This is a genomic window from Chondrinema litorale (assembly GCF_026250525.1).
In the GTDB taxonomy this organism is placed as follows: Bacteria; Bacteroidota; Bacteroidia; order Cytophagales; family Flammeovirgaceae; genus Chondrinema; species Chondrinema litorale.
In genome coordinates, this window is record NZ_CP111043.1 from 2,156,688 (window position 1) to 2,179,383 (window position 22,696).

Consider the following 22,696-nt stretch of genomic DNA (forward strand, 5'->3'; position numbering starts at 1 on the left):
TGTGATCTAATAGAAAAAATATAAGCTCGACCACCTGTTTTTCAAATCCTTCAGCTTCTCTAATATAAGCTAGGTGTTTATTTTTATTATTTGCTTTTATACACACTTCCATTTCCCTGACAATAAAGCTAAATAAATCCTGACATTCTATTTAATAGAAATTGTCTATAATTCCTATATTGCTATTAAATAGTAATTTTTGAGCTGATGAATAATGATATAAGTCCTGCTAACAAATTAATAGAAGAATGTCTGAAAACTAAAAATCCAGAATTAGATTTAGGTAATTGTGGAATTAAAAGCTTAGATGACCTGCCAAAACTATCAAAATGTGTCCATTTAAAAACATTAAGTTTTAACTTTAAAAGATGGGATCATATCAATAAGAGATGGATTTTTAGTGAAAATATAGGCCCAAGTAATAATTTTATAAAAGATTTCACAAAAATAAAAAGCCTCACAAGGTTAATAAGTTTAGACCTGTCCTATAGTAGGATACAAGATTATAGCTTTTTAGATAACCTCAAAAGCCTAGAGTCTTTAGGCTTGAGCTATAATAGGATTCAAGATATCAGTTTTTTACAAAACCTCACTAATATAAAGTATTTAGACCTGAGTGACAATCAAATCCAAGATTTCAGTCCATTACAAAATCTAAATAAATTACAATCTTTAAAATTGATGAGGAATGGAATACAAAACATCAGTACTTTGCAAATGCTCTCCAGTCTAGAACATTTAGATCTGAGTAGAAATAAAATCCAAGATATTAGTTCTTTGCAAAACATCACCAATATACAACATTTAGACCTGAGCAACAATCAAATCCAAGATTTCAGTGTTTTACAAAAGTTCATTAATCTTAATTCTTTATCCCTAAGACTGAATCAAATTCAAGATTATAGTTTTTTACAAAACCTCACTAAAATACAACATCTAGATCTGAGCGACAATCAAATCCAAGATGTCAGCTTTTTACAAACGATCTCTAGTCTACGTTTTTTATTCTTGAATTATAATCAAATCCAAGATATAAAGCCTTTACAAAAGCTAACTAAATTACATACTTTATATCTGATCAAAAATCGAATCCAAGATATAAAACCCCTACAAGAACTCACTGAATTAGAGTTTTTAAACCTGAACGAAAATAAAATCCGAGATATTAAACCTTTATTATCATTGATTCGAAAAGGTAGAAATGTCACTTTAGAAAATTTTCAGCTTGGATTGTGTCTTTCTAAGAATCCTATAACAAACCCACCAGAAAATATTGTAAAGCAAGGAAATGCTGCTATTATTAATTATTTTGATCAGGTCAAAAAACAAGGAGAAGCCCCTCTATATGAGGTCAGAATGATGATTTTAGGTCAGGGAGGTGCTGGGAAAACAACCTTTGCCAATTTGCAGGTAGATCCTGATTACAAGGTAGAACCTAAAAAGCAAAAATCTACCCTAGGTGTTATTATTCATAGGAACCATCAATACAAACATCAACAAGTTGATAATCAAATGGTTCATTCTCACCTGTGGGACTTTGGAGGACAGGATATTCAAAAAATGTTACATCAATTTTTTATTGCTGAAAACTGTTTATATGTCATTGTATCTGATAAAAGAGCAGAAAATACCAATTTTGATTACTGGCTTCAAATTATACAATTGTTAGGTCGTAAAAGTACTGTTATTGTAATAGAGAATCCTATAAACTCTAAATATGCTATTAAAGACTTCGCTTTGATTAAGTATAGAGAGCTTTTTCCTGACTTAACTATTGAAAGACAAGAAGTGAACTTTTTATATGCAAGAGATAAGGCTAGAAAAAGATGGGAAGCTCTTAATGAATTAATTGAAGAAAAAATTTCAGATTTAGAAATTGTTAACCGCAAAGTGCCTAAACATTGGACAAAGGTAAGAAATGTTTTGACCAAAAGGATTCCTGAAAAATGTATCTCAAGAGATGAATATTACAAACTTTGCGCAGATTCTGAAATTAACATGACTCCTGGAGAAAGTGATTTGTGCTTATCCTATTTTAAATCTTTGGGAGATGTGACCTATTTTGAAGATAGAGAGTTACGGAACCGTATTATTTTAGACCAAAACTGGTTGATTAAAGGATTGTATTTCATTCTTTCTGAAAAAAAATTCAAGGCTCATAATGGTGGAAAATTTACTCGTCAAGAAGCTTATGATAAATGGCATAAGGAAGGTTATGATGAAGATAAGAAAGGTTTATTATTGAGTTTATTACTCAAAGACGGTTTTGACTTGTGTTATGAATTACCTTATCAAAAGGATATATATATAGCTCCATTATTACTTCAAAATGATAAACCCGAGAGCTGGAAGTATGAAACACAACTTTATTTTCGCTATCAATATGGATTTATCCCTTTTGGGTTAATTTCTCGATTGATAGTAAGGGTTCATGAAAAAATTCATCAAGAAAAACGATGGGAAACGGGAGTCCATTTGATTGATGGAGAAACTTTTGCTGAAATTGAGTACAAGGTTGACCCTGATGAAAATCAGCATGTTATTGATATTAAATTAAGTGGGAATAACTGTAAAGCTTTATTAAACTTCATCCGTACTGAAGTAATTTACTTGCATAAGGATTTTGAAAATTTGAATGCGAAAACAATGGCAGGTTGTAATTGCCCTAAATGCAAAAACTTAATGAAAATAGGTAAAAAACCCACTTTCCATGATTATAAAGATTTAGAGGGCAAAATACTTAACAACAAATATTATATTTCTTGTAGACAAAATGAATACAATGATGTGAGTATAGGGCAGATATTAGGAGATATCATTATTGAGAATGCAGGGAAATCTAATATAGATCAAGAATTATTATTTAAATTAAAAGAAATGAATATGAGTATCAATCAGATTAAAAATGAAAATAAGATTGAAAATGTGGGGAATCCGAACATAGCAACTAATGTTGGTCAACAGGCTAATCAATCTCAAGAAAACCAACAAAATCAATCTACTAATATTAGTATTGATATTAAAATGATTGGAGAATTGTTAAGTCAAGCTGAGATGTTAAAAGAAGATATTGTAGAGGAATTGGAATTGGCTATTGAAAAAATTACTGAAAGAGAGATAAAGTTAATTGAACGAGATGTTTCTAAAGCTGAAGAAGCACTAAAAGAAATTGAAATAGCTGCGAAGGAGAAAAAGGACCCTTCTCCGAAATCCAAAAATCGTTTGAAACAATTTATCAATGATTTATCGGATGAAAAGTCATTACTTAACAAAGGATTGAAATTGTTGAGAAAAGGTAAAGATTATGGAGTGAACTTAGCTAATGGCTATAATATGCTTGCCAAAGGAATAGGAATGGATGAAGTTCCCCAAGAAGTATTGGATGCAATAAAGTTATTATAATTACTAGATATGTTAAGTAGGAACTTTCTATTTGAATTGGCTATTTTTGCCAAATAAATCTAGGAAATTCAGGCCGTAAATAATTACGACCTGAATTTAACTCAGCAATAGTGAAAAAACATTATTTGGCTTTTTCGACTCAAACAAAATTAATGATAAGTTTTGCCAAATTCAGAATATTCTTCGGTTAAAAAATCTTATTCTGATTTTAATGTCTTGACATTTTTTACAATTCTCTTAATGCCATTATAGGTTTCAACTGCCCCAAAGAAAATCTCTTTGGCTTCCTCTCGATTACACTCAAAATGATTTTGAATTTCATTGTAAATGTATTCTGCTTCATCATTACTGATATCAGAAATTTCTAAAGCAATTTCTTTTCGCTTCTTCCAATCTTTCTTGGCTAGTTTGAATTCATCTCGAAGTGAAAGGATTTCCCAAAAACTCACCTTTTCATCTTCTATAATTTCATGATAAGCAACTGCTGAAATACCAATCGTTTTAATGGCAGCTGTTAAGTTTTCTACTCCATACTTTTCTGTACTGTTATCCATAGTCTTTTTTTTGCTAAGGTATTTAGTACTGAATCTCAGAAAAGGACAATTCTTTTTTGAACAAAAACTTTTGGATATTCCTGGCTGCTAGCCGGATTTGAGACTTTTCTGCTCCAGATAATTCTGGATCTACTCGGTTAAATGAAACTACTAAAGTGTAAGTGCTTTGTTTTTTTTCATCTATTTGAATGGAGAAAAAGGATTGAATTTCCTGAGATTGTAAATAATCTTTTAGGTGCCCTTCAGGCAAGTTTTGCATGTCTGGAATGTACAAACCATCATCCTTTTTTTCAGCTGTTTGATGCACCAATATATCCACCAGCTGTTCAGATATAAAAATGCCTTGCATGTTCATTTTGGCATAATGGAATTTCATAGATGTATCATAGCGTATCCAACATTGGTATTGTTCTCCTCTTTTGGCTTTCCGGAATTGCATTACTTGAATGCTAACTGGAGCCAGCTGCAACAATCGGTACATTTGGGTATAAACGGCTGCTACTCGATCTGAAATCTTTTGTAAATGTGATTCTCTCATTTGCAATGTCTTCAGATGTAAGAACATCCATAATTCATGTTGGATATCCAGCACTTTTTTAGCAAACTTATCTTTGTAATTCCAAGTGATGAAAACAAAAAGAATGAATAAATAAACAGGAATACTGCCTAACAGTCCATATTCTTTGATTAATTCAAGCGGATTGATATTATTCAGTATCGTTGTAAAGTTCAGGATCATAAAAAAGATAAGTACCAGTGGTAATGGTAAAAGAAAAGGTAAAACCTGTTGCATTATCATAGATGGGAAGGGTTTCTTCATACTTGATGGATCCAGGATCAAAACCCACAAAAGCTTTGTAAGAAGCATCTCCAGAAAAGCCTTGAGTTTTCCATTGTAATAACAAAGCAAAAATCTCCATGCCCACTTTTTTACAATTATCGAGTGCCTGGGCTTTTTCTAAAAAATTGTTCAGCTGATAGTTTTGTACTATCGAGAAAGTAAAAAGTGGATAATCTCTTAAATTATCATTATTGGAGCCAGTAATACTGCCTTCCGTTTCTTCCAGAATCATGACTGGAGATTTCATATCAATCTGAGATCTTAACAGCTCAAAGGCTTCTTCAGCTGAAGCGGCAAACTTTTTATTTTCTTCAGTATGGCCAATACTCTTTACTTTTCGTGCAATTAAATCTGCCTTTTCAAACCAGGTATTTAAGTTCATAGTTTTTTTAGTTTTTCGTTTTGTGCTTCCATTTCTCTGATCCTTTTTCCATAGCTAAATAAAATGGTATAGACATTCATGTTGCCAACTTGATCAATATGAATCACGTTTCCAGCAAGATCATCCATCACATGGATCCAAGTGTAGTGGATTTTATTCTGGGTAGATTTTGAGATTTTTGATTTGGGTATCAGATCAATGAGATTTTTTCTGGCACTATGATAAAATAACAGAATGGCCTGTTTGTATTTTTTTTGCCATCTAGCTACTTCTTTCACTCTCCATTGATGGCTCATATCATTAAAAGGCTGCCTGATATCCTGATCTGTTTTAGGATTAAATTTGGCTTTCTTTTCTCTATACAGTAAAGCTATGAGTTTATCTAAAGCCTGTATTTCTCCCTTTTTGATATAATCAGTAAAGTAGTTTTCCGCTTTAATAAACTCATAAAAAGTGATGTTTTCCAACCTGCTTTTTGGACCATATAAGCCTTTATGGGAGGGTATTTTGTTTATATCCAGTTGGGCTTGATTATATAAAAAATCTGTATAGGGAAGCAGCTTTTTAATATGCAATACATCCAGTTTAATGGCAAAAAGATAAGCTAATCTGAATTTGTACCATTTCAGATTAAACAGAATATGTAGGGCTTTGATCTGATGTTCTTTAGATAGTGCCAATGTATCCAGCAATTCACACAATCTTAAAAGCTGATCCTTGGAAAGTTCATTTACTGATTCTGCTAAATCGAAAACCTCACTATCAATTTGTACTGATACCATTCCCTAAAATTGAGGAAAAGGAAAATAGAAGAAAAGGACAGTGATTTCAATATTAAGGTATTAATTGAAATCAGCTTTCTGTGAAAAATCTAAATATTTCTGAACCTTAAAAGAGAGTTAAATTTTAAGAAGTTTTAGACTAGTTCATTGAAAATTAGCATCAAATTGCAGCAGTAAAAGGATTTCGCTCGTCTGTAAAATAAAAAGAATTTCACCGTAACCAATTTTTTAATGAAAAAGATTCCTTTACTACTTTTGCTCGTCTTTATCTTCAATTCATGTAATGAAGATTCCATTGAGCCATCTAAAAATACCCAACAAGCACTTAGCGATTTAAGAAAAGTAAGTACACAATTTACTAGTAACTCCAATGAATTTACTTTCGATATTTTTCAAAAAGTAAATGCTAGTGCTGATGTTGACGAAAATGTAATGATTTCTCCATTAAGTATCAACCTTGCTTTGGGTATGTTACTTAATGGATCAAATGGAAACTCTGCTGAAGAAATCAAAGAAGTTTTAGGATGGAGTGATGAAGATTTAGCTGAGATTAATACTAACTATAAAAACATTTTATTAAGCTTACCAAAACTGGATAATCTAGTAGATGTAGGCATAGCCAACTCTGTTTGGTACGATGAAAATTTTATTGTAAAAGATGCATTTTTGAACACTTTATCAGCTGAGTTTGATGCTAATGCCACCCCTTATGATTTCTCTAAAAGTGATGCTGCTGATTTAATTAATAGATGGATAGAAGATAAAACCAATGGTTTAATTGATGAAATTATAGATAAAATTAATCCTAGTCAGGTCATGTTATTAATTAATACATTGTATTTCAAGGGTGAATGGACAAATAAATTTGATAAGGATTTAACACAGCAGACAGCCTTTACAGATATTAATGGTGAAGAATATGAAGTAGATATGATGATGTCAAATGATATAGATCTAATGGTTTCTATTCAGGAAAATTATACTGTATTTGATTTGCCTTATGGCGATGGAATATATACAATGTCCATTTTACTGCCTAATAATGGCGTAAATTTGAATACTATATTAGAAAGTCTTGATACAAATGATTGGTATAATTTAAAGAATTCAAAAACGAATGCTTCTGCAATTGTTGGCTTACCAAAATTTGAATTTGGTTATGATTTAAATTTGAATGATGTTTTACAGCGTTTGGGAATCGGAGATGTCTTTGTAAATAGTCTAGCTGACTTAAGCAATATTTCAGATAGTGAATTATATGTGAGTGAAATTAAACATAAAACCTATATAAAAGTGGATGAAGAAGGCACTAAAGCAGCTGCAGTAACTTCCGTATCTATAGATACTTACAGCGCATTACCTCCCACTCTTAACCTAATGTGTGATAAGCCTTTTGCATTTTTTATCTATGAAAAAGAACAGGGTAATATTTTGTTTTCAGGTAAAATAGTTACTTTAAAAGAATAGGTTAAATATCTATTTCCCTTAAAAATAATATAAGATAAACATGCAGTCATTACGCCGATAATATATGGAGATATAACTTGCCTAGTAGTCCACTTTACCTTGTCAGTTAATTAAACTTATTGAGATTTCTTTTTTAATAACCTTCTCTTAAATCTAACTCAAGGTAAAAAGCCACCAGGCAAATTTTAATTCTCTCATACATATTGTTTTTTGGTAATCTAGCCAATGGAATTGATTTAGCCAGCACATGAATTTCCATGTGGTTTAGTTGATTAAAAACTTCTTTTCGCTCTATTCTGGAATCAAAAAATAGGGGTTGTAAATTTTTGACAAATTGTGCATTCCACTCCAAGTTATTTTTTAAAAAAGCTTGCAAGTTTTCTTTTAACTCTCCAATACTTTTCTTGACTGCCTGGATCTCATTTTTACTAAAAGATAGTTGATGATCTTTGGCTTCTTGCAATCTTGTTGAACAATTAAAACATTCAATAAAACCTGATTCTCTGAGCTTTTTATTATCAAAAAAGGCAATGATTCTCAAAGTATCATCACTGATAGTTTGTTTATTTTTATCCTTGGCTTCATCCTTATATTTGTCAGGTATTTCCCCTAATACTTTCCATAAATTGAAAGTAGTATAACTCAAGTTGTATTTTTTGATAATACTTTCTGCTAATACTCGATCAAACTCCATCTACTGTTAGTTTTAAACTAATAAGATCTTACTATCATCTAAATCGCTGTCATCCTCATCATCTCCCTGATACAAACTGGAGTTTTTAAATAGGGGATAAGTATCTGCATTGTCATTTAAAAAAGCCTCCAGTTTTGTTTTGGCTTTACTGGCCTCATGCCTACTATCATTAATTAAGTTGATCAGTCTGGCATCATCTACAATGCTTTTTTTCTCTATTGTTTGATAGGATTCCACAATGGTAATTCCCTGATCTGTGATTTGTAAAGAGATTTCATTGGCTGCCTTGGCAATGGTAGCAAAGGCAATGAAGGGTTTGATGAAGGTGAGTAATTTTTGGTTTTCTAAAGAAACACTATTTGCTGCTGTATTTTTTACCTGAGTTATTATTTCTTCAAAGAGTTCTTCAGATATTAATTCCGGAATTTCTCTTTCTATGCGTTGCATGATGGCATATAACAACATAAATACCCTTCTGGAGCTTTTAATATTGACATATTTTGAAAACTCTACAGCTGATTGAATCAGTGATTCTCTTTTTAAAGTGACACCAGAGCCATTTTTCCACTTCACAAATTCAGGGTCTTGAATATTACTTTCCAGGTACAAAAGCAGGTCATCAATGGCATTATAGCCAATATTCAAGTGAGAATCCCGGAGCTGGTTCACCTGCCAGGAAAAAGCAGTTTTCTTTTGCTCATTGGTTGCAATATGAATACCTGAAGAAGATACCTGTACATTGCCATGAGGAATGTAGAGCATAAAGCCAATATTTACAATGGCATTTTGTGCATGATAGAGCACCTGTTTGAGCTTATCTGTAAGACTATTTGTATTATACCCATCCCATAATTCTTGGTAAAAATCTTGATCTAAAAAGGGATAGATATATTTATCTTGGGCAAGCTGAAGGAATGGCTTGACATTTTTAAAATCAAAAGAGACATTGGCTGGTACATAGTCCCTGATTTCTTCAGTAGTTTTGATGAATAATTCCATAATGATTAATTGTCTTCAATGATGGTTGATCTTTGAGAAGGATTTAATTTATCTAGTGTTTGCATGAGTGGCTGATTGAAACCCCACTTAATTTGCCCGTATTTGTTATTCCATCCATTGTATTCTGAAACAATGTCATAAGGCTCTAAAACGATATCTGCATGAATATTACAAAGAGAGATATAAGCATTAAAGGCTTCTCTTTTATCTGATCCTGAACGGTTAGATCCTCCCTTTCCTGGAATGATTCCGGCCAAAGCCGGATCCACCCCCAAAGCAGAAAAGATCTTAATGGTCGCCTCCACGGAATCTTCGATATATATACCATCCTTGAGTTTATTATCCATTTCTTCCACTTTCCAAGAGGCATATTCCTGTTTGGTGTTGGGATTGGTTAGAAAGGTGAGCATGATGGATTTTCCAGCATTTTCAGCTCCAGCAAGAAAATCATTAAACCTTTTCAATTCCTTTCTTTGAATCTCATTTCGTTGCTTTTCTCCATAGGTATTGAAGTTAGGATACTTCCAGGTCCACCAATGATCCGGAACATGAATTATATACTTAACTGATATTTGATTGTTAAGTAAAGCTTTTTTAAATGCTGGAATTAGATTAGCATGTTCTAACCAACCAGACTTTCTCAAGGTATTCCAGTGGGCTAACTGGTAGTAGGCTTTTCCTGTAGGATAGGATAAAGGATAGATATACTTGTATTTAGAGCCTAATTTCATGAATAAGTCTGGTTCTAAAATAGGATCAATCACTGGTACTGTAATAGTCTTAGAATCAGCGTGGGATGCACCCCATTCCCAGTTGGCATTGATATACATGGTATCAATTAATCCAGTTTTATCATCTGCTAGCTTATACCTACAGTATTCAGGGTTTTGAGCTGTTAAATAATAAATCTTAGCTCTATTCTTAGTCAGGACAAACTCAGGGAAAACATTATAGTACCAGTAAAACTGATTGACTGATTCGATGGGGTATCGGCGATTTCTTTTTAAGAATACATCTATTTCTGCAATAGACTTTTCGATATATCGACCATTTTCTAATACCTGATATTTTACTCCACCTGCATAGAGTGCACGTGCTTTCCAGTCCAGGCCTGCTGCCAAATCTGGATTAGACTCTATGGCTTTCCGCACATTGGTAGGAAATAAGTTATCTGTTCCCCAATCTGCAATGACAGAACTGGAGGTTTCATACTGATCCTGAACTGGTGTAGATGGAGTGGATACTTTAAGTTGATTGCTGCTCTTATTACCAGTATAAACCAAGGCTTCTACATGATCTATAAAGGCCACATTTTCTCCTACGAATTGCATAATTAATAAATAACAGTTTGTTGATTGAATCGGACAATTAATCGGATGTGTAGTTTTCTGATTTGCCCATTAGGTAAAAGAATGTTTCTTGTTGCATTGTGCCAGTGATTTGCCTTCCTTTTTCCTGGAGAGTTCCTGGCATATCTAGGTAGATCCTTATCGTATTTGGTTAGGGTTACCTGTGGCAATTCTATCACCTTACCTCCAGTCTTTCTAATTCTGTCAGCTGTTACAAAGCAAATAGAAAAGGGAACTGGCCTTTTCTTTTCATCTACTCTTTCCATTTCTTTCAATACTTTCTTTAAGGTGATGAGATTCATGAAGTGAAATTAGCACCTATAAAAGAAGAAAAAAGGACAAAAGAGTAATGTACAGGAAACCCATACACCACTCTATATTATTTGCACAACCTAAATAAAGATCTAATTTGTACTATTTGACGATTGATCAAAAAATATCACTTTTTGAACCACTATAATTTTTCTAGGCAGCTCAAACCAAAGAATTTATTGAAGGATCATATTACGCGGAATTTTTCATGTGCAATTGCAACTTTTACACAGGTCGGGGCATGGGGTACTCTCACAAAAAGGGTGTTTTTTTATATCGTTTCACATGTAAATTACTGGTTATCAGTAGGTTTTTAAAATAAAAACCGGATTTTCAGGATAACGGATTTTGTAAAACACTGATATACAATGGGTTAAGGTCGTTTGAAAACGCCTATTTTTTAGCTAAAAAATAGGCGTTTTTATTGAACTTATCTAAGATCAATACATTACATCCATGAAACCAGTGCTACTGGAGTCCAGTTTCCATCTTTGGGTAGCATACCATAGGGTATCCAGAGCTTCTGAGCCATGTGTGGCATCTTCAGGTTTTACTTTTGGATCTTTTTCAGGCGTTTTATCTTTTTCAAAACCTGTTTTGCCTTGTTTCAATCCGGCTCCTTGCAAGGAGACAATCAATTGCTTATTTCTATTCAGGTTAATCCTAAACTTTGAAAGTTTTTCTTCATCTTCAGCAAAGGTTTTTTGAAAAAGGGTATATCTTGACTTATGAGATGGTGCTTGGCCCATGTATATCCTGTTTACTTCCCATCCGTATTCCATCAAGGCATTGCACCACTCATCAGCAAAGGTCACATCATCTTTGGCATTTTCCGGAATGGCTGTATGATCAAAATAATAGTTGACTTTTTTAAGGGGTTTGTACTTGTAGTAATCGCAAAACTTTTTAACCAGATTTTTAATTCTCAAAGGGTGTTTGACAAACAAGGAATTCAGGATTTTATATTCATTCCCAAAATCTTGACCGATGACTACCCAGTTTATGGCCGAATTATAATCACAGGCAATATCTAGTGGTTCATATTGCAAAAAATCTGAATCCCATCGGCAATCAATCACATCACTGGAAGTATAAGTTAAATCTAGCTGATCGATATGAGAGAAATTACTATCTACATATCCATGTATTTCTTCATCAAAAAGGCCATAAAAACCATTTTCTATTTTGCTAATTTCTTTGTTGAGTACAGACATCTGAAACTCCAAATCAGAAAGAGTACGCTTGAAGTTTTTAATCACATCAAGCCCCAAAGCATGGATATTATCAAAGGTGCTGGCAGTGGAAAAATACACCGTATTCTTCCTTAACTCATTGATATAAGACTCAAATTTTTTGATCTTCTGAAGAATTTTTTCAGCTCCTCTCTGATTGGGCTTTTCTCTTAAATGATGAGATAGTTCAATGATTTGATGCTGGATAGAAAGAATAAGTTCGATTGTTTCCCCATCCATTTGCTCATAAAAGTCCAATAACCATTTTGAACTGGAGCCTTGAGGCATATCTGAAGTAAAAAGAATGGATCCATGATTGCTCAAATGTTGAAAATGTTCTGCATTACCTCGAATGGTCAGTAGTACCTGATCCAGTCTTTTTTTGTTTAGGTATCTGGCTTCATCTGCATATAGCCAGTCAATGGATCCACCATTGTATGTACCTGGTCTATCTAATGAAATCAAAGCTACTCCTGAGCCATTATACCAGGAAATATAATGATCTGGTTTGAGGGGTTGTAAATAGGCTGAAGGCCAGTTCCACTTTTTAGGTGGAAACTTTTTGATAAAAAAATGCACATCCCTTTGATAGCCTAATTTCTCCCATCCAGAAACAACAGCTGGAAGTAGTACTGTTAACAGTTTTTCATAACTGACATTGACAAAGCCACCGATGCTTCTGGGCATTTTGGTAATATTATCATGGGAAAACATGGCGCCAGGCCCCGTTGTTTTTCCTGTAGCTCTTCCCCAAATCAGCACATTTACTTTGGCTAGAATGGCATAAAAAAGTATTTGGGGAATGTTATAATGTTCTTTTTTCAAATCGTTAACTGGCTTCTACATCTAAAATATCTATCTTTCTTTTGGTCTTGGAAAGCTGTTTATAAGCCTGTTCAATTTCTTGTTCAGATAGTTGATTGACTTTGGTAGTTTCTGGAAAAAATCCCATCAAAATATTTACTGGTTGAATCTGATCAAATGACATGGTATCTTTATCTCCCAATAATTTCTCAACAGCTGTCACCAGGTTTTTATCTGCTTGTGCTGCTGCTCTGGAGTCTTTTCTTTTGATGGCCATATCCTTGGTTTTCATGATTTGACCTAAAACCACATCAATCCAAAACTCCCGATTTAGATTGACACGAGAGCCAAAGATTTTTTGCGTTTCAAAAAAGTCTTGATGGGCTTGAGTGCGTTTAATACCAAACATTTTCATGGCCATAGGCACTACCTTGTTTCTACTCCCATATTGATGAATCAAATCAGCTATTTGCTGATATCTTTTTAATTTTTCCTCTAATTTGGGTGAGAGTTCAGCTGCTTGATCTGTGACCAAATATTCAATAATTAAATCTGAATCTGTTTTTGTAGATAGTTCCATCATAAAAAATATATTTCTCGAAGAATTTCTCCGCTAAACGATCTTTACCTAAAAACAAATCAATAAAATAGGGTAGATTTTACAAGCAAATGTTACATAAGTAATTCAAAGGCAGTCTGTTACCTGCTATCATCCTTACTCTTTTAAACCTTTTTTACCTATTGGAAAGCCGTCTGATAGGCCACCTGGCAGGTAATTGTTTACCACTTGTATTGCTGGAAGCACTCCTTTTTTTGCCAGCTCAAACATCTTTTGTCTCAAGGTGATTTCAGTCTGTAAAACCCCACGTTGGTAAGCCCGATACAAAGCACCCTCCTTAAAATATTCATTCTTGAAAAGATAAATATCCTTATCCAGTAATATTGCAACACTTCTTAAATCAAAATAGAGTCTGGCATAAGTCTCCACCTGCTTTAATTCGTCTTGGCTCAAATTCATGAAATTAACTTTTCTATTTGTCTGATTTCTTCTTCCCACTCAGCTATATTCTCTTTTGATAAGCGACCTTTTTTAGCTTTGGATAGATAAGTTCTCAAAGTGTTTCTACGTCTTAACAAACTCTGGAGATCTGTCATTTCAAAAGACTTCTTATCTCTTCTAGGAAGGGCTCCAGTATTTTCAAAAGTTTTTAAATCATCCCAGATATCATGAATCTCATCAAAATAATCTAAAATGATAAAAGCAGCTGCCATTCTTTCTGTTTCACTATAATTTAGTAGCTTTTGCTGAAGAAAAGAAGCTTCTTTGTATAATTGCTTCCATTTTTCATCTAATTCCTTTACATCCTCTAAAAATGCATTATTAGGGTGTTTTTGCTCAAAACTTGATTGATTCAAACTTGATAAGTCAAGATATACCTGTTTTTCTTTTAATTTTTCAAGCTCTGAAAGCAGTTTGATTTTATTAAAATGGGATTCCCCTTTGTTGAGCAAATCTTTTGTTAGGCAATCAGCTGTGAGCTGATTGTATATTTTTAAGGCATCCTGATAATTGAAATTGTCGATATAAAATTGAATCACATTCATAAAAAAAAGCACATATCCATGTGCTCCTTTAACGCTTTTTCTAGTAATCTTTGGGCTAATAAACTATTTTGATGGACTGTTTTTTACTTCTTTGACGCTTTTACTTTCTGCCTTTTTTAAATAAGGACATTTTGCCTCGTGCAACTTATCTGCTGTATTTAAATCCATGGAACATAAATCATATTGAGTGCCTTTAAATACAAATAGACCAGGTTTAACTAGTACTACTTCATAGCTTCCTTCTAGTGCTCCGCTCATTTTTTTTTCTTCTTTACTCATAATTAGGCTGCTTCAGTAAGTGGTATAACATTCTCATAAAAAGGGGCAACTCTGCCAATACTGCGAATAGTGGCATTGACATGTCTTGAGTCAGCTACTGCTAGACCTGAAGGAATATTAAATTCCTCAATAGATGCTGGAAGTCCAGGAGAGCCTATTACACGCATAGTTCCATCAATATGGACAATGATCAATACCAGGTCATTGTTTTTGTTTTCCTCTATCCAGGCAACCATATTTTTAGGCGTTCCTGGATGTTGCAAGGTAACCACATTCTGAGCTGATTTTCCATCTCTAGCTCCCTGACCACTGGATTCTAATCCAGACATTTCAAGGGTAGATTGTATTTGCCAGAAACGTTTTCCGGTTTTCATCACAAATGGGTCAGTGATGGTGACTTTGTCAGCATAATCGGTTGGAGCTGCTGGAACTACAGGGAAAGTGAGAATATCATGGTAATGGGCATAGTAGGCCACCACCTGTAAACCTGCATCATTGTTGATACCACTTTCCGTTGATTTTAAAATATCTTCAGGAGTCATAAAATGATTTGTTTAAATGATTACTGTTTAATCAAGATGCCTGTATTTCTATCGATGAGCTCTTTGAGCAAATCTTTGTTTTCTGCCTTATTTAAGTCAGCTGTTTTATAAACCTTCGCATCTGGGCCTTTTCCCAGCTTAAATGTTTTGCCAATCACCTTGTACTTTATTTTGTTATGAGTAACAATTAAAGCACCTGCACTGGCTTGAGCTGTCGCACTTTCCACTTCACTTTGCTGCTCTTCGATCACTTTATTCTGATCATTGATCAACTCCTGAGCTTCTTTTATTTTCTTTTCCTGATCCTTGATCTGAGCATTCTTTTCCTTGATTGCTTCCTGAGCTGCTGCCAGTTCTTTTTCAAGTTCTTCAACAGTCTTTTTAGATTCTGCCATAATTCAAAAGAATTTCAATTAATAATTTGAGTAAAACTTTAATAATGAAAAAGCTTTAGCAGCTTGATTAAGCTGCTAAATCCTGGTCATTGGTGAAGACAATTTCTGGGATGACAAAACCTACTCCACGCCAAAAATCTGTGAAGATTTTCACCTTTCTATCTTCCGATTCTGTTTTCACCTTACTTTCGTTGGCTGCCTTTTTAGAAAGCTGAATAGCATTATTCTTAGGAGTACAAAGAATCTTGTTACTTGTGCCAAAAGAAGGACATCCTAACACATTGACATTAGAAAAATCAACTTTACCAGTTGTATTATCTTTGTAATCTGTATTCTGACCATACTTGGCTTTATAACCTCTCAAGAATCTTCTGGCATTCATCTCACTCATACCCAGCGGCATCTTAATGCCCCAATACTTTTGATTGATCGCATCTACAAAGGATTCAATTTGTTCCACCCAAACTACATCATCTGCATCTGGAGCTCCAGTAACAATAGGAGTAATTCTTCCACCTGTAATATGATCATTGACAATTTTTCTAATGCCATTGATACCAGTACTGGCATCACCAGCTGTGCCTTCTGCTGGATTTGCTTGCTCACCTAAAAATACTTCTAAGAGCTCATAGTCTTCTTTGATCTGTGGAATTAAAAGCTCCTCTACAATGTATCTGACAATTGGCCATTGTTTCCTGTCTAAATCATTATCTGCTAAAAAACCTAACCAAGTAGCTTCCACATCATCTGGGTATTCCTCGCTATCCATTTTCAATTTGAACTGATCGATAGCCACTGGTTTGAACTCAACAGGAGCCAATGGAGTCCAGGATTTTTGGAAAGGCTGCAATACCCTACCCACAGTGGCTTTACTGGCTAACCACCTGGTGTCATCTGTTCTAACTGTGGTGAAAAGCTGCTCTGTAATTGATTTGGCCAGCAATAATTTGTACAACCTGGACATATTCTGGCCTTGGTTGATATAATAGGCACCGAATTCGGTGATAATATCGGCTACTTCCATCTTATAAAAGAGATTAAAACAAATAAAAGGTTAAAAAAATATGAGAGGTTTAATTGTTAAATTAATATCCTAAAGCAGCATCAGCTGCTCTGTTATGAGGCAGGCTATCAATGACTTTTTGATTTTCATTATCTTCATCCTGATTACCTTCTTTTTTGGTTGAAGATCTGGTATCTCCGGGCTGTTCACCATATGATTCAGCTTTAGTTTTCCACTGGTCACGATCTTTAATTAAATCATCGCGTTCTTTGGTTACTGCAGCAAGTTGAAAATCCACATCAGAAACTTTAGCAGTTAGTTCTTTTACTTGATTAGTTAGTTTATTATGCTCCTCAACTGATTCCTTCATTGAAGCTTTTAATTCAGTGAGTTCTTTAGATTTTACTTTTACTTCTTCTTCTAGATTTTTATCATCAGAATCAGAAGAAAACCAATTTTTAAGAGAAAATGCCATAGTTACATTAAGATTTGAATTAGTAGATAAAGATTCAATAGCCATATCAAGCGAACCAATTTCATCAATGAGATTGTATTCTAAAGCTTCTTTGGCAGTATATATTAAACCAGTGAGTACCTTTCCAGGCACATTAGGTCTTTTACTCAGAATAGCATTATGGAATGTTTCAGCTACGGGGTTAATGAGTACATCTTTAACTGCAGTATACCTACCTTTCATAGCTTCATCGAATTCAGAATTCTTGTTCTTTGATTTATCAGCAAGAATTTCATGAATTTTAATTCCTGCATTTTCAAAATACTTTGAATAATCAGTAATAGAAAGCATGGTTCCAATAGAGCCGATTATGTCTTGTTCACTGGAAGCAATGATTCTATCACATTGCGAAGCAATCCAATAACCTTTAGAGCAACACATGCCATCATATACCATAGCTATTTTTGGTTTAGACATAGCATTGACGGCATTGGCTAATAATTGCGTACCAAAGACAGTTCCCCCCGGTGTATCAAAAAGGAAAATCACTGCGGAAATATTAGGATTTCTTTCAGCCTGGCTAATCCAAGTAATGATCTTTTCATCAGAAATTCCGCCATAACCTCTATACTTAAACATTACTCCGATAATAGGAATAATAGCGATAGAACCTGCAGGAACTTCTTCTTTGAAACCTTCCCAGTTTGGAAAAACACTATTACTAGGAACAGCCATTTCAAAGTTAAATTCTTTGGTTTCTGCAGGTACTTTACCGGACTGAATGTAAGTAGCGATTACAGGTAGTAAGCTTGTAAAGCCCTCCTTAGAAATAAGCCATTGCTGATTCAAAAAATTAAATTCCATAAGAAATCTTTTGAAACAAGGTTAAAAAATATCAGCAATGGGAAAAAGGACTATAAATCATCGACAATAAGCCTATCGCAAAGATCAAAAAATACAGGCTTAATTTTCAGATTTTTGAGTGAAGACAATTTGATTTCAGGCAATGTTATTTTTTCCTTCTGACTCATCAGTACCTCCATATCTTTCATAAAATCAGCATAAGTTTCTGAAGAAGTGGCTAATGTTAGTTTTCCATTTTTTTCTTCTCCACCATGCTTTTCAAATAGCTTTTTTTTCTGTTGATCAGATACCTTTAGAATCTCATTACATTGATGTGCGAACTTTCCAATTTTATAAGAAAGAGATACTTCAATATCCATTTCACCAATAAATGATAAACCTCTCTGCAGGTTATCAATTTCCAGAATGGTGAGTTCTTGAATGTTTGTAGATTTTTTGTTTTTAGTCATGATTAATCGCGTTGAATGTGTACAAAAGGACTAGCATCATCAAAAGTGACATCGTATTTCTCAGTCAATTTTCTCTGCATAGCTAAGGTGATTGCATCTTGTAAAGAATATCGAGGAGTGTTATAATAGAATTCATCTAACCACATATCCCATTCACCAATCGTCTTTTGGATCTTCTCAGGATTTTCTTCTGAGATTTCTTCAGATGGATTAAAATCGGGATTATCAATAAGTACTGGATCGAGGGAACTATCGACTACTGGTACTTGTATAGAATTGTTTACAATCAAATCTAATCTAGTATCTGTAGGTAAGACTTCTTCGCCTACTTTTACTACCACTGTACATCTAAAAGTAACATTAACAGCTGCCGGATTGATGACCATCATATCTTTTCTTGTAGCACCCCATTCGAGCGTTTTTACAGTACCACCACTGTTATAGAATTCAATTGATAAAAGGCTCATATATAAAAAAATTTAAGTTATGACAATCATATTGCTGCAACAAAACCAAGGTTTCTTAAAGCATCGACTACTGCTTGTAAAACAGTTGTATTATTAGCACCATTTGCATCATCTATGGCTGAGAGTTGATAGAGTTTAATGATTTTATTGTCTTCAGTTTTGGTATGAAAGCAAGCATTATCTCCTGAGCCATCGTAATCTTGTGACCATACTTGGATTGTATTAGCATCAATGTAATTAGGCTCTAAAGAGGTTTGAAATACCATTTGTGCTTTGGTATTTGACCAATGATTGATAAAAATACCAGCTTCATGATTTGAATTCTCCCAACCTACATATAGATATGCGCCATTTCTATTGACTACTACTCGACCTTTGGTGACAGACGCATCACCAATGTAAGCGGTTTTGGATAGGTTAACACCTTGAAAAGAACCTGTATTTACTACGGTAACTATACTGCTGTTTTCTCTGCCTAATCCAATAGTTCGGGAGTTCGTGTGTGATGCCACAAAAATTCCATTGGCATTTTCATAAACAACAAAACTACCAGAAGGACTATAACCAGTAGCTGTAGCAATTAGAGTATGATCACCATTATTGGTATAATCATTTTGAATATACAATGCTGCTTGTTCTAATTGCCTTGAAGTACCATAACTACTATCAGTATAAAAGATTTGTAGACCACTTCTTCTAATTACATCTACCTCAGCATATCCAATAGAAAATATTTGATCAGATTGATTGTAAAACAGGTTTGTATCTTCTGTTATATTCCCATCAACATCAGCAAAAAGAATTGAACCAGGCGTAAAGGTTGTTGTATTTTGATATATTTCTCTTATATTGATCTCAACTCCATCTTCTGTATAAAATACAGGGCTTGCAGTTCCTGCACCATCATAATCTTTGGCATAAAGCACAAATGCATCAGCTATGGCAGCCAGTGATAAGTTTGGTGAAATATACCCAATGAAATTACCTTCGGTTTCTGATAATTTTGAAACTGGGATATGAGAACTACCAAACCTAGCTAATTGGATATAACCTGAACCAATTCGAGCATTATTTGAATTTCCAATTCTAAAATCAAAACTAGTAGGTGCATTCATATAAACGATGCTACCAGTACCTTGAATAGTATAGTTTGTACTATCAGGAGAAGTTTGACCTAACCAAACAAAACCAGTTGAAGAACCATCTGTATTAGTTCCTATAAATGCACCTCTGGCTATCTTTAGTTGATTGATCGAATTATCATAATAGAATCTAGTATTAGCATTTTCAGTAATAGTACCATCTGCATCTGCAAAAAGTACTGAACCGGGTGTAAATTCACTAAGATTTCCTTCGACTGCTTGATGAATAGCCACTAAATTTATCTCGATACCATCTTCTGTTAAGAAAAAAGGAGAACCAGAAGAAGTTACACCATCTCGATCTTTAGCAAACTGATAATATCCATTATCTGGAAGGTCAGGAGTGTTTTCAATTGCTTGATAGATATATCCTCTTACATCCAGATTTGCATTGTTAATTCTGAAATCTTTAGAAACTAAATAAGGATAAGAGGAAGTGAATTTGGTATAACCTGCTGTACTTCCATTAACATCTATTTCTAACTTAGCATTATTTGCACCCCTAAGTACAAGTTCTTGTCCATCTGAAGAATAAATATCATAGCCATTGATAGTTAAAATATTATCAGTACTATCAAAAGTAAGATTTATAGAGTCAGTTAGACCACCATCAACATCTGCGATGATGATTGAACCAGGTGTGAAAGTACGATTAGTGAACTCATAGATTTTTCTAATATCAATTTCAACTAAATCTTCAGTAATTAATACAGGGCTTGCAGTGCCATCTACATCATAATCCTTCGAGATTAAATCAAATGCATCTACAGGAGAGCCAGTTGAATAATCATCTTTATTTCTAATTCTAAGAGCACCTAATAAATCAATGGCCTGTTCTGCAGAACTGACTTGATTGATAGCAATTTGGTTACCGATATAGTTATTTGCTCCTCCCGCAAGCCGGATTAATTCATTTTCATTTTGGTCATAAAGCTCTATATAACCACCTGTAGAAAATGAAGTGAAAATTCTAACTTGTTCAGCATTGATTGGTGTACCTGCAGAATCAATTCGATTGATGTGAATACCATCATGGTCGGTATCTATAACTAAATCAATTCCGTAATCTGGAAAAGAATTTCCAATAGCAAGTCTGTGCCTTACATGATCATAAGTTAACTGACCATCAGTAAATAACTTACCATCAGCATAAGCAAAAACTAAGGAATTAGGGATAAAATCATTGAAGTTATTGTCATCAAATTGAATATCAACATATTCTCTAATATAATCCTTTACCCATTTAACAGGAGGTATGTAAGAACCAAGTATAAAAGCATCTAGTGGGTCAGAACCAAATGGTTCAGGGTCTGAATATTTGATTACACCACCCGGACCTTGAATGAATTCAAGTTCTTGATCAAAAAATCTAAGTTGGCTTGTCCCATGAACATTAGAAGAATATAAGTAAACACCATCATCATTTACATAGAATCCTTCCTTATGCTTTCCATCTGGAGGAACATAACTTTGCTCACGATTACTAATTTCAAAGAAATAAGTATGAGGAACATAGATATAAGTTTCTTCTACAATTGTTCCACCTATCTTACCTTTCTTAGTTATTCCATCAAAATATAAACCATTACTTAATGATAGACTAGTCGTTTGACCTCCATTGCCACTCCCATCAGTTCCTGATCCTTCTACACCATCATCAGTAGGCATCTCAAAATTTAAAAAGGCTGATTCATTTAAAGTGTTGCCTGTAATCTTAAACCCTCTGCTATTGACATTTCCTTGAAGGCGACCTTTGTCTAAGTTATTTGAAATTCTAAGTGGGTTTTCCTTATGACCTATCAGTATCTGATACCCATTATTATCAGTGATGAGTGCTAGAATGCTCAGGTTTTTATACTTATCTATCGAGCTTCGTATTTCAGGTCTATCTTTGGGAAACTGAAAATTAATTTCTTGAGCATATAAAATACCATCACTGCTATAAACTTCCTCCTGGGTATAAGTACCAGTATCAACTGTAATATAAATCTCTTCAAAATTGACTCCTACACTGGTAACAATACTATCAATAATATGTGGATTATCTAAATTATAATCAATACTAGATACATCACTGGCTTTAATGATACTGAGTTTATGAAAACCGGATTGATTATCAAGAGAAAACTTGCGCATTTGACCTTTCTTTATACCGTTGCCAGCTTTTTTTACCTCTTTCCATTTTAAATTCTGACTCAGTAATATTATACAAGTCTAAAAATTCACACAAGGATGCATTTGCTTTTAAGCCTAGGTGGGTATCTCTTTCAATATGCTCATGCATTTGCTGCCTGAATAACTCTCGATAGAAAATGTATAATTTGTATAATTTTCGCTTATTGGGGTTATCCATAAATACCTTCAGGTTGGATTTACCTCCCATGTGGCTAAAATATCTGGTGGATTGGTGGAAATCTTTAATATCAGGTAGTTTTAACTTATTATCCACCACTAACATACCCGATTGAAAATTGCCCTTACATTTGATGAATTTATACAAATATTTGTCTACAGGTAAGATCGCTAGTTTCCTCATTTAATGCAGTATATTATTAAAAAAATACAAAAAAATGCTTGCCATTTGTCCTTTTTTTGATGCTATAAAGGGACAAATAGCAACAAATTTTACCTAATTTAGGTAATCAAAAATGAAAACGTGAGGAAAAACGTAAAATTTT

The 22,696-nt window shown here is 33.8% G+C and carries 23 protein-coding genes; 2 read left to right on the forward strand and 21 right to left on the reverse strand.

What is annotated here, in order from left to right; translation table 11 throughout:
• The first annotated feature begins 207 nt into the window (after positions 1–207).
• Complete coding sequence (locus OQ292_RS08895; RefSeq protein ID WP_284685710.1) at positions 208–3,402, forward strand: leucine-rich repeat domain-containing protein; 3,195 nt, start codon at positions 208–210, stop codon at positions 3,400–3,402.
• Positions 3,403–3,599: 197 nt separating this feature from the next.
• On the opposite strand, the gene OQ292_RS08900 is transcribed toward OQ292_RS08895, so the two are convergent.
• From OQ292_RS08900 to OQ292_RS08915, 4 genes are read right to left on the reverse strand one after another with little or no spacing between them, the layout of a single operon-like run.
• Positions 3,600–3,956 (reverse strand): hypothetical protein, encoded by a 357-nt coding sequence (locus OQ292_RS08900; RefSeq protein WP_284685711.1) that lies wholly within the window; start codon positions 3,954–3,956, stop codon positions 3,600–3,602.
• Between the two features lie 22 nt (positions 3,957–3,978).
• Entirely contained in the window at positions 3,979–4,695 is a 717-nt protein-coding gene (locus tag OQ292_RS08905) for a hypothetical protein (protein ID WP_284685712.1), read from the reverse strand.
• Positions 4,664–5,179 (reverse strand): hypothetical protein, encoded by a 516-nt coding sequence (locus tag OQ292_RS08910; protein ID WP_284685713.1) that lies wholly within the window; start codon positions 5,177–5,179, stop codon positions 4,664–4,666. Before OQ292_RS08910 ends, OQ292_RS08905 begins: the two co-directional genes overlap by 32 nt.
• A complete protein-coding gene (locus OQ292_RS08915; protein WP_284685714.1) occupies positions 5,176–5,961 on the reverse strand; it encodes a hypothetical protein in 786 nt (261 codons plus the stop codon). Before OQ292_RS08915 ends, OQ292_RS08910 begins: the two co-directional genes overlap by 4 nt.
• A 231-nt stretch (positions 5,962–6,192) precedes the next feature.
• On the opposite strand from OQ292_RS08915, the gene OQ292_RS08920 reads away from it, so the two are divergent.
• Positions 6,193–7,428, forward strand: coding sequence for a serpin family protein (locus OQ292_RS08920; protein ID WP_284685715.1), 1,236 nt, complete (start codon positions 6,193–6,195; stop codon positions 7,426–7,428).
• 133 nt (positions 7,429–7,561) lie between these two features.
• On the opposite strand, the gene OQ292_RS08925 is transcribed toward OQ292_RS08920, so the two are convergent.
• The 17 genes from OQ292_RS08925 to OQ292_RS09005 all read right to left on the reverse strand — a co-directional run bounded on the left by OQ292_RS08925 (position 7,562) and on the right by OQ292_RS09005 (position 22,554).
• Positions 7,562–8,122 (reverse strand): hypothetical protein, encoded by a 561-nt coding sequence (locus OQ292_RS08925; protein WP_284685716.1) that lies wholly within the window; start codon positions 8,120–8,122, stop codon positions 7,562–7,564.
• Positions 8,123–8,134: 12 nt separating this feature from the next.
• Entirely contained in the window at positions 8,135–9,121 is a 987-nt protein-coding gene (locus OQ292_RS08930) for a DUF6712 family protein (protein ID WP_284685717.1), read from the reverse strand.
• A 5-nt stretch (positions 9,122–9,126) separates the two neighbouring features.
• Positions 9,127–10,452, reverse strand: a complete 1,326-nt coding sequence (locus OQ292_RS08935; RefSeq protein ID WP_284685718.1) for a phage portal family protein — start codon at positions 10,450–10,452, stop codon at positions 9,127–9,129.
• Positions 10,453–10,454: 2 nt separating this feature from the next.
• A complete protein-coding gene (locus OQ292_RS08940; RefSeq protein ID WP_284685719.1) occupies positions 10,455–10,772 on the reverse strand; it encodes a hypothetical protein in 318 nt (105 codons plus the stop codon).
• A 450-nt stretch (positions 10,773–11,222) separates the two neighbouring features.
• Positions 11,223–12,839 carry a hypothetical protein gene (locus OQ292_RS08945; RefSeq protein WP_284685720.1) on the reverse strand — a complete coding sequence of 539 codons (1,617 nt, stop codon included), beginning with the start codon at positions 12,837–12,839 and terminating at the stop codon, positions 11,223–11,225.
• A gap of 4 nt (positions 12,840–12,843) precedes the next feature.
• Positions 12,844–13,401: a hypothetical protein gene (locus tag OQ292_RS08950; protein WP_284685721.1), complete on the reverse strand. Its 558-nt coding sequence runs from the start codon at positions 13,399–13,401 to the stop codon at positions 12,844–12,846.
• A 132-nt stretch (positions 13,402–13,533) separates the two neighbouring features.
• Positions 13,534–13,836, reverse strand: a complete 303-nt coding sequence (locus OQ292_RS08955) for a hypothetical protein (protein ID WP_284685722.1) — start codon at positions 13,834–13,836, stop codon at positions 13,534–13,536.
• Complete coding sequence (locus tag OQ292_RS08960) at positions 13,833–14,423, reverse strand: hypothetical protein (protein WP_284685723.1); 591 nt, start codon at positions 14,421–14,423, stop codon at positions 13,833–13,835. Before OQ292_RS08960 ends, OQ292_RS08955 begins: the two co-directional genes overlap by 4 nt.
• Before the next feature lie 63 nt (positions 14,424–14,486).
• A complete protein-coding gene (locus OQ292_RS08965; RefSeq protein ID WP_284685724.1) occupies positions 14,487–14,702 on the reverse strand; it encodes a hypothetical protein in 216 nt (71 codons plus the stop codon).
• Between the two features lie 2 nt (positions 14,703–14,704).
• Entirely contained in the window at positions 14,705–15,178 is a 474-nt protein-coding gene (locus OQ292_RS08970; RefSeq protein WP_284685725.1) for a hypothetical protein, read from the reverse strand.
• 86 nt (positions 15,179–15,264) lie between these two features.
• Positions 15,265–15,639 (reverse strand): hypothetical protein, encoded by a 375-nt coding sequence (locus OQ292_RS08975; RefSeq protein ID WP_284685726.1) that lies wholly within the window; start codon positions 15,637–15,639, stop codon positions 15,265–15,267.
• Between the two features lie 67 nt (positions 15,640–15,706).
• Entirely contained in the window at positions 15,707–16,663 is a 957-nt protein-coding gene (locus tag OQ292_RS08980; RefSeq protein ID WP_284685727.1) for a hypothetical protein, read from the reverse strand.
• 61 nt (positions 16,664–16,724) lie between these two features.
• Positions 16,725–17,960, reverse strand: coding sequence for a S49 family peptidase (locus OQ292_RS08985; protein ID WP_284685728.1), 1,236 nt, complete (start codon positions 17,958–17,960; stop codon positions 16,725–16,727).
• A 50-nt stretch (positions 17,961–18,010) separates the two neighbouring features.
• Entirely contained in the window at positions 18,011–18,409 is a 399-nt protein-coding gene (locus OQ292_RS08990; protein ID WP_284685729.1) for a hypothetical protein, read from the reverse strand.
• A 2-nt stretch (positions 18,410–18,411) separates the two neighbouring features.
• Entirely contained in the window at positions 18,412–18,876 is a 465-nt protein-coding gene (locus OQ292_RS08995) for a hypothetical protein (RefSeq protein ID WP_284685730.1), read from the reverse strand.
• Positions 18,877–18,902: 26 nt separating this feature from the next.
• Positions 18,903–22,154, reverse strand: coding sequence for a hypothetical protein (locus OQ292_RS09000; RefSeq protein WP_284685731.1), 3,252 nt, complete (start codon positions 22,152–22,154; stop codon positions 18,903–18,905).
• Complete coding sequence (locus OQ292_RS09005) at positions 22,135–22,554, reverse strand: hypothetical protein (RefSeq protein ID WP_284685732.1); 420 nt, start codon at positions 22,552–22,554, stop codon at positions 22,135–22,137. Before OQ292_RS09005 ends, OQ292_RS09000 begins: the two co-directional genes overlap by 20 nt.
• Positions 22,555–22,696: the final 142 nt, after the last annotated feature.

Excerpts from the sequence above, each read along its gene's own strand:
- OQ292_RS08895 (WP_284685710.1), top strand. The coding sequence starts at position 208 with ATGAATAATGATATAAGTCCTGCTAACAAATTAATAGAAGAATGTCTG.
- OQ292_RS08900 (WP_284685711.1), bottom strand. The coding sequence starts at position 3,956 with ATGGATAACAGTACAGAAAAGTATGGAGTAGAAAACTTAACAGCTGCC.
- OQ292_RS08905 (WP_284685712.1), bottom strand. The coding sequence starts at position 4,695 with ATGATCCTGAACTTTACAACGATACTGAATAATATCAATCCGCTTGAA.
- OQ292_RS08910 (WP_284685713.1), bottom strand. The coding sequence starts at position 5,179 with ATGAACTTAAATACCTGGTTTGAAAAGGCAGATTTAATTGCACGAAAA.
- OQ292_RS08915 (WP_284685714.1), bottom strand. The coding sequence starts at position 5,961 with ATGGTATCAGTACAAATTGATAGTGAGGTTTTCGATTTAGCAGAATCA.
- OQ292_RS08920 (WP_284685715.1), top strand. The coding sequence starts at position 6,193 with ATGAAAAAGATTCCTTTACTACTTTTGCTCGTCTTTATCTTCAATTCA.
- OQ292_RS08925 (WP_284685716.1), bottom strand. The coding sequence starts at position 8,122 with ATGGAGTTTGATCGAGTATTAGCAGAAAGTATTATCAAAAAATACAAC.
- OQ292_RS08930 (WP_284685717.1), bottom strand. The coding sequence starts at position 9,121 with ATGGAATTATTCATCAAAACTACTGAAGAAATCAGGGACTATGTACCA.
- OQ292_RS08935 (WP_284685718.1), bottom strand. The coding sequence starts at position 10,452 with ATGCAATTCGTAGGAGAAAATGTGGCCTTTATAGATCATGTAGAAGCC.
- OQ292_RS08940 (WP_284685719.1), bottom strand. The coding sequence starts at position 10,772 with ATGAATCTCATCACCTTAAAGAAAGTATTGAAAGAAATGGAAAGAGTA.
- OQ292_RS08950 (WP_284685721.1), bottom strand. The coding sequence starts at position 13,401 with ATGATGGAACTATCTACAAAAACAGATTCAGATTTAATTATTGAATAT.
- OQ292_RS08955 (WP_284685722.1), bottom strand. The coding sequence starts at position 13,836 with ATGAATTTGAGCCAAGACGAATTAAAGCAGGTGGAGACTTATGCCAGA.
- OQ292_RS08960 (WP_284685723.1), bottom strand. The coding sequence starts at position 14,423 with ATGAATGTGATTCAATTTTATATCGACAATTTCAATTATCAGGATGCC.
- OQ292_RS08965 (WP_284685724.1), bottom strand. The coding sequence starts at position 14,702 with ATGAGTAAAGAAGAAAAAAAAATGAGCGGAGCACTAGAAGGAAGCTAT.
- OQ292_RS08975 (WP_284685726.1), bottom strand. The coding sequence starts at position 15,639 with ATGGCAGAATCTAAAAAGACTGTTGAAGAACTTGAAAAAGAACTGGCA.
- OQ292_RS08980 (WP_284685727.1), bottom strand. The coding sequence starts at position 16,663 with ATGGAAGTAGCCGATATTATCACCGAATTCGGTGCCTATTATATCAAC.
- OQ292_RS08985 (WP_284685728.1), bottom strand. The coding sequence starts at position 17,960 with ATGGAATTTAATTTTTTGAATCAGCAATGGCTTATTTCTAAGGAGGGC.
- OQ292_RS08990 (WP_284685729.1), bottom strand. The coding sequence starts at position 18,409 with ATGACTAAAAACAAAAAATCTACAAACATTCAAGAACTCACCATTCTG.
- OQ292_RS08995 (WP_284685730.1), bottom strand. The coding sequence starts at position 18,876 with ATGAGCCTTTTATCAATTGAATTCTATAACAGTGGTGGTACTGTAAAA.
- OQ292_RS09000 (WP_284685731.1), bottom strand. The coding sequence starts at position 22,154 with ATGCGCAAGTTTTCTCTTGATAATCAATCCGGTTTTCATAAACTCAGT.
- OQ292_RS09005 (WP_284685732.1), bottom strand. The coding sequence starts at position 22,554 with ATGAGGAAACTAGCGATCTTACCTGTAGACAAATATTTGTATAAATTC.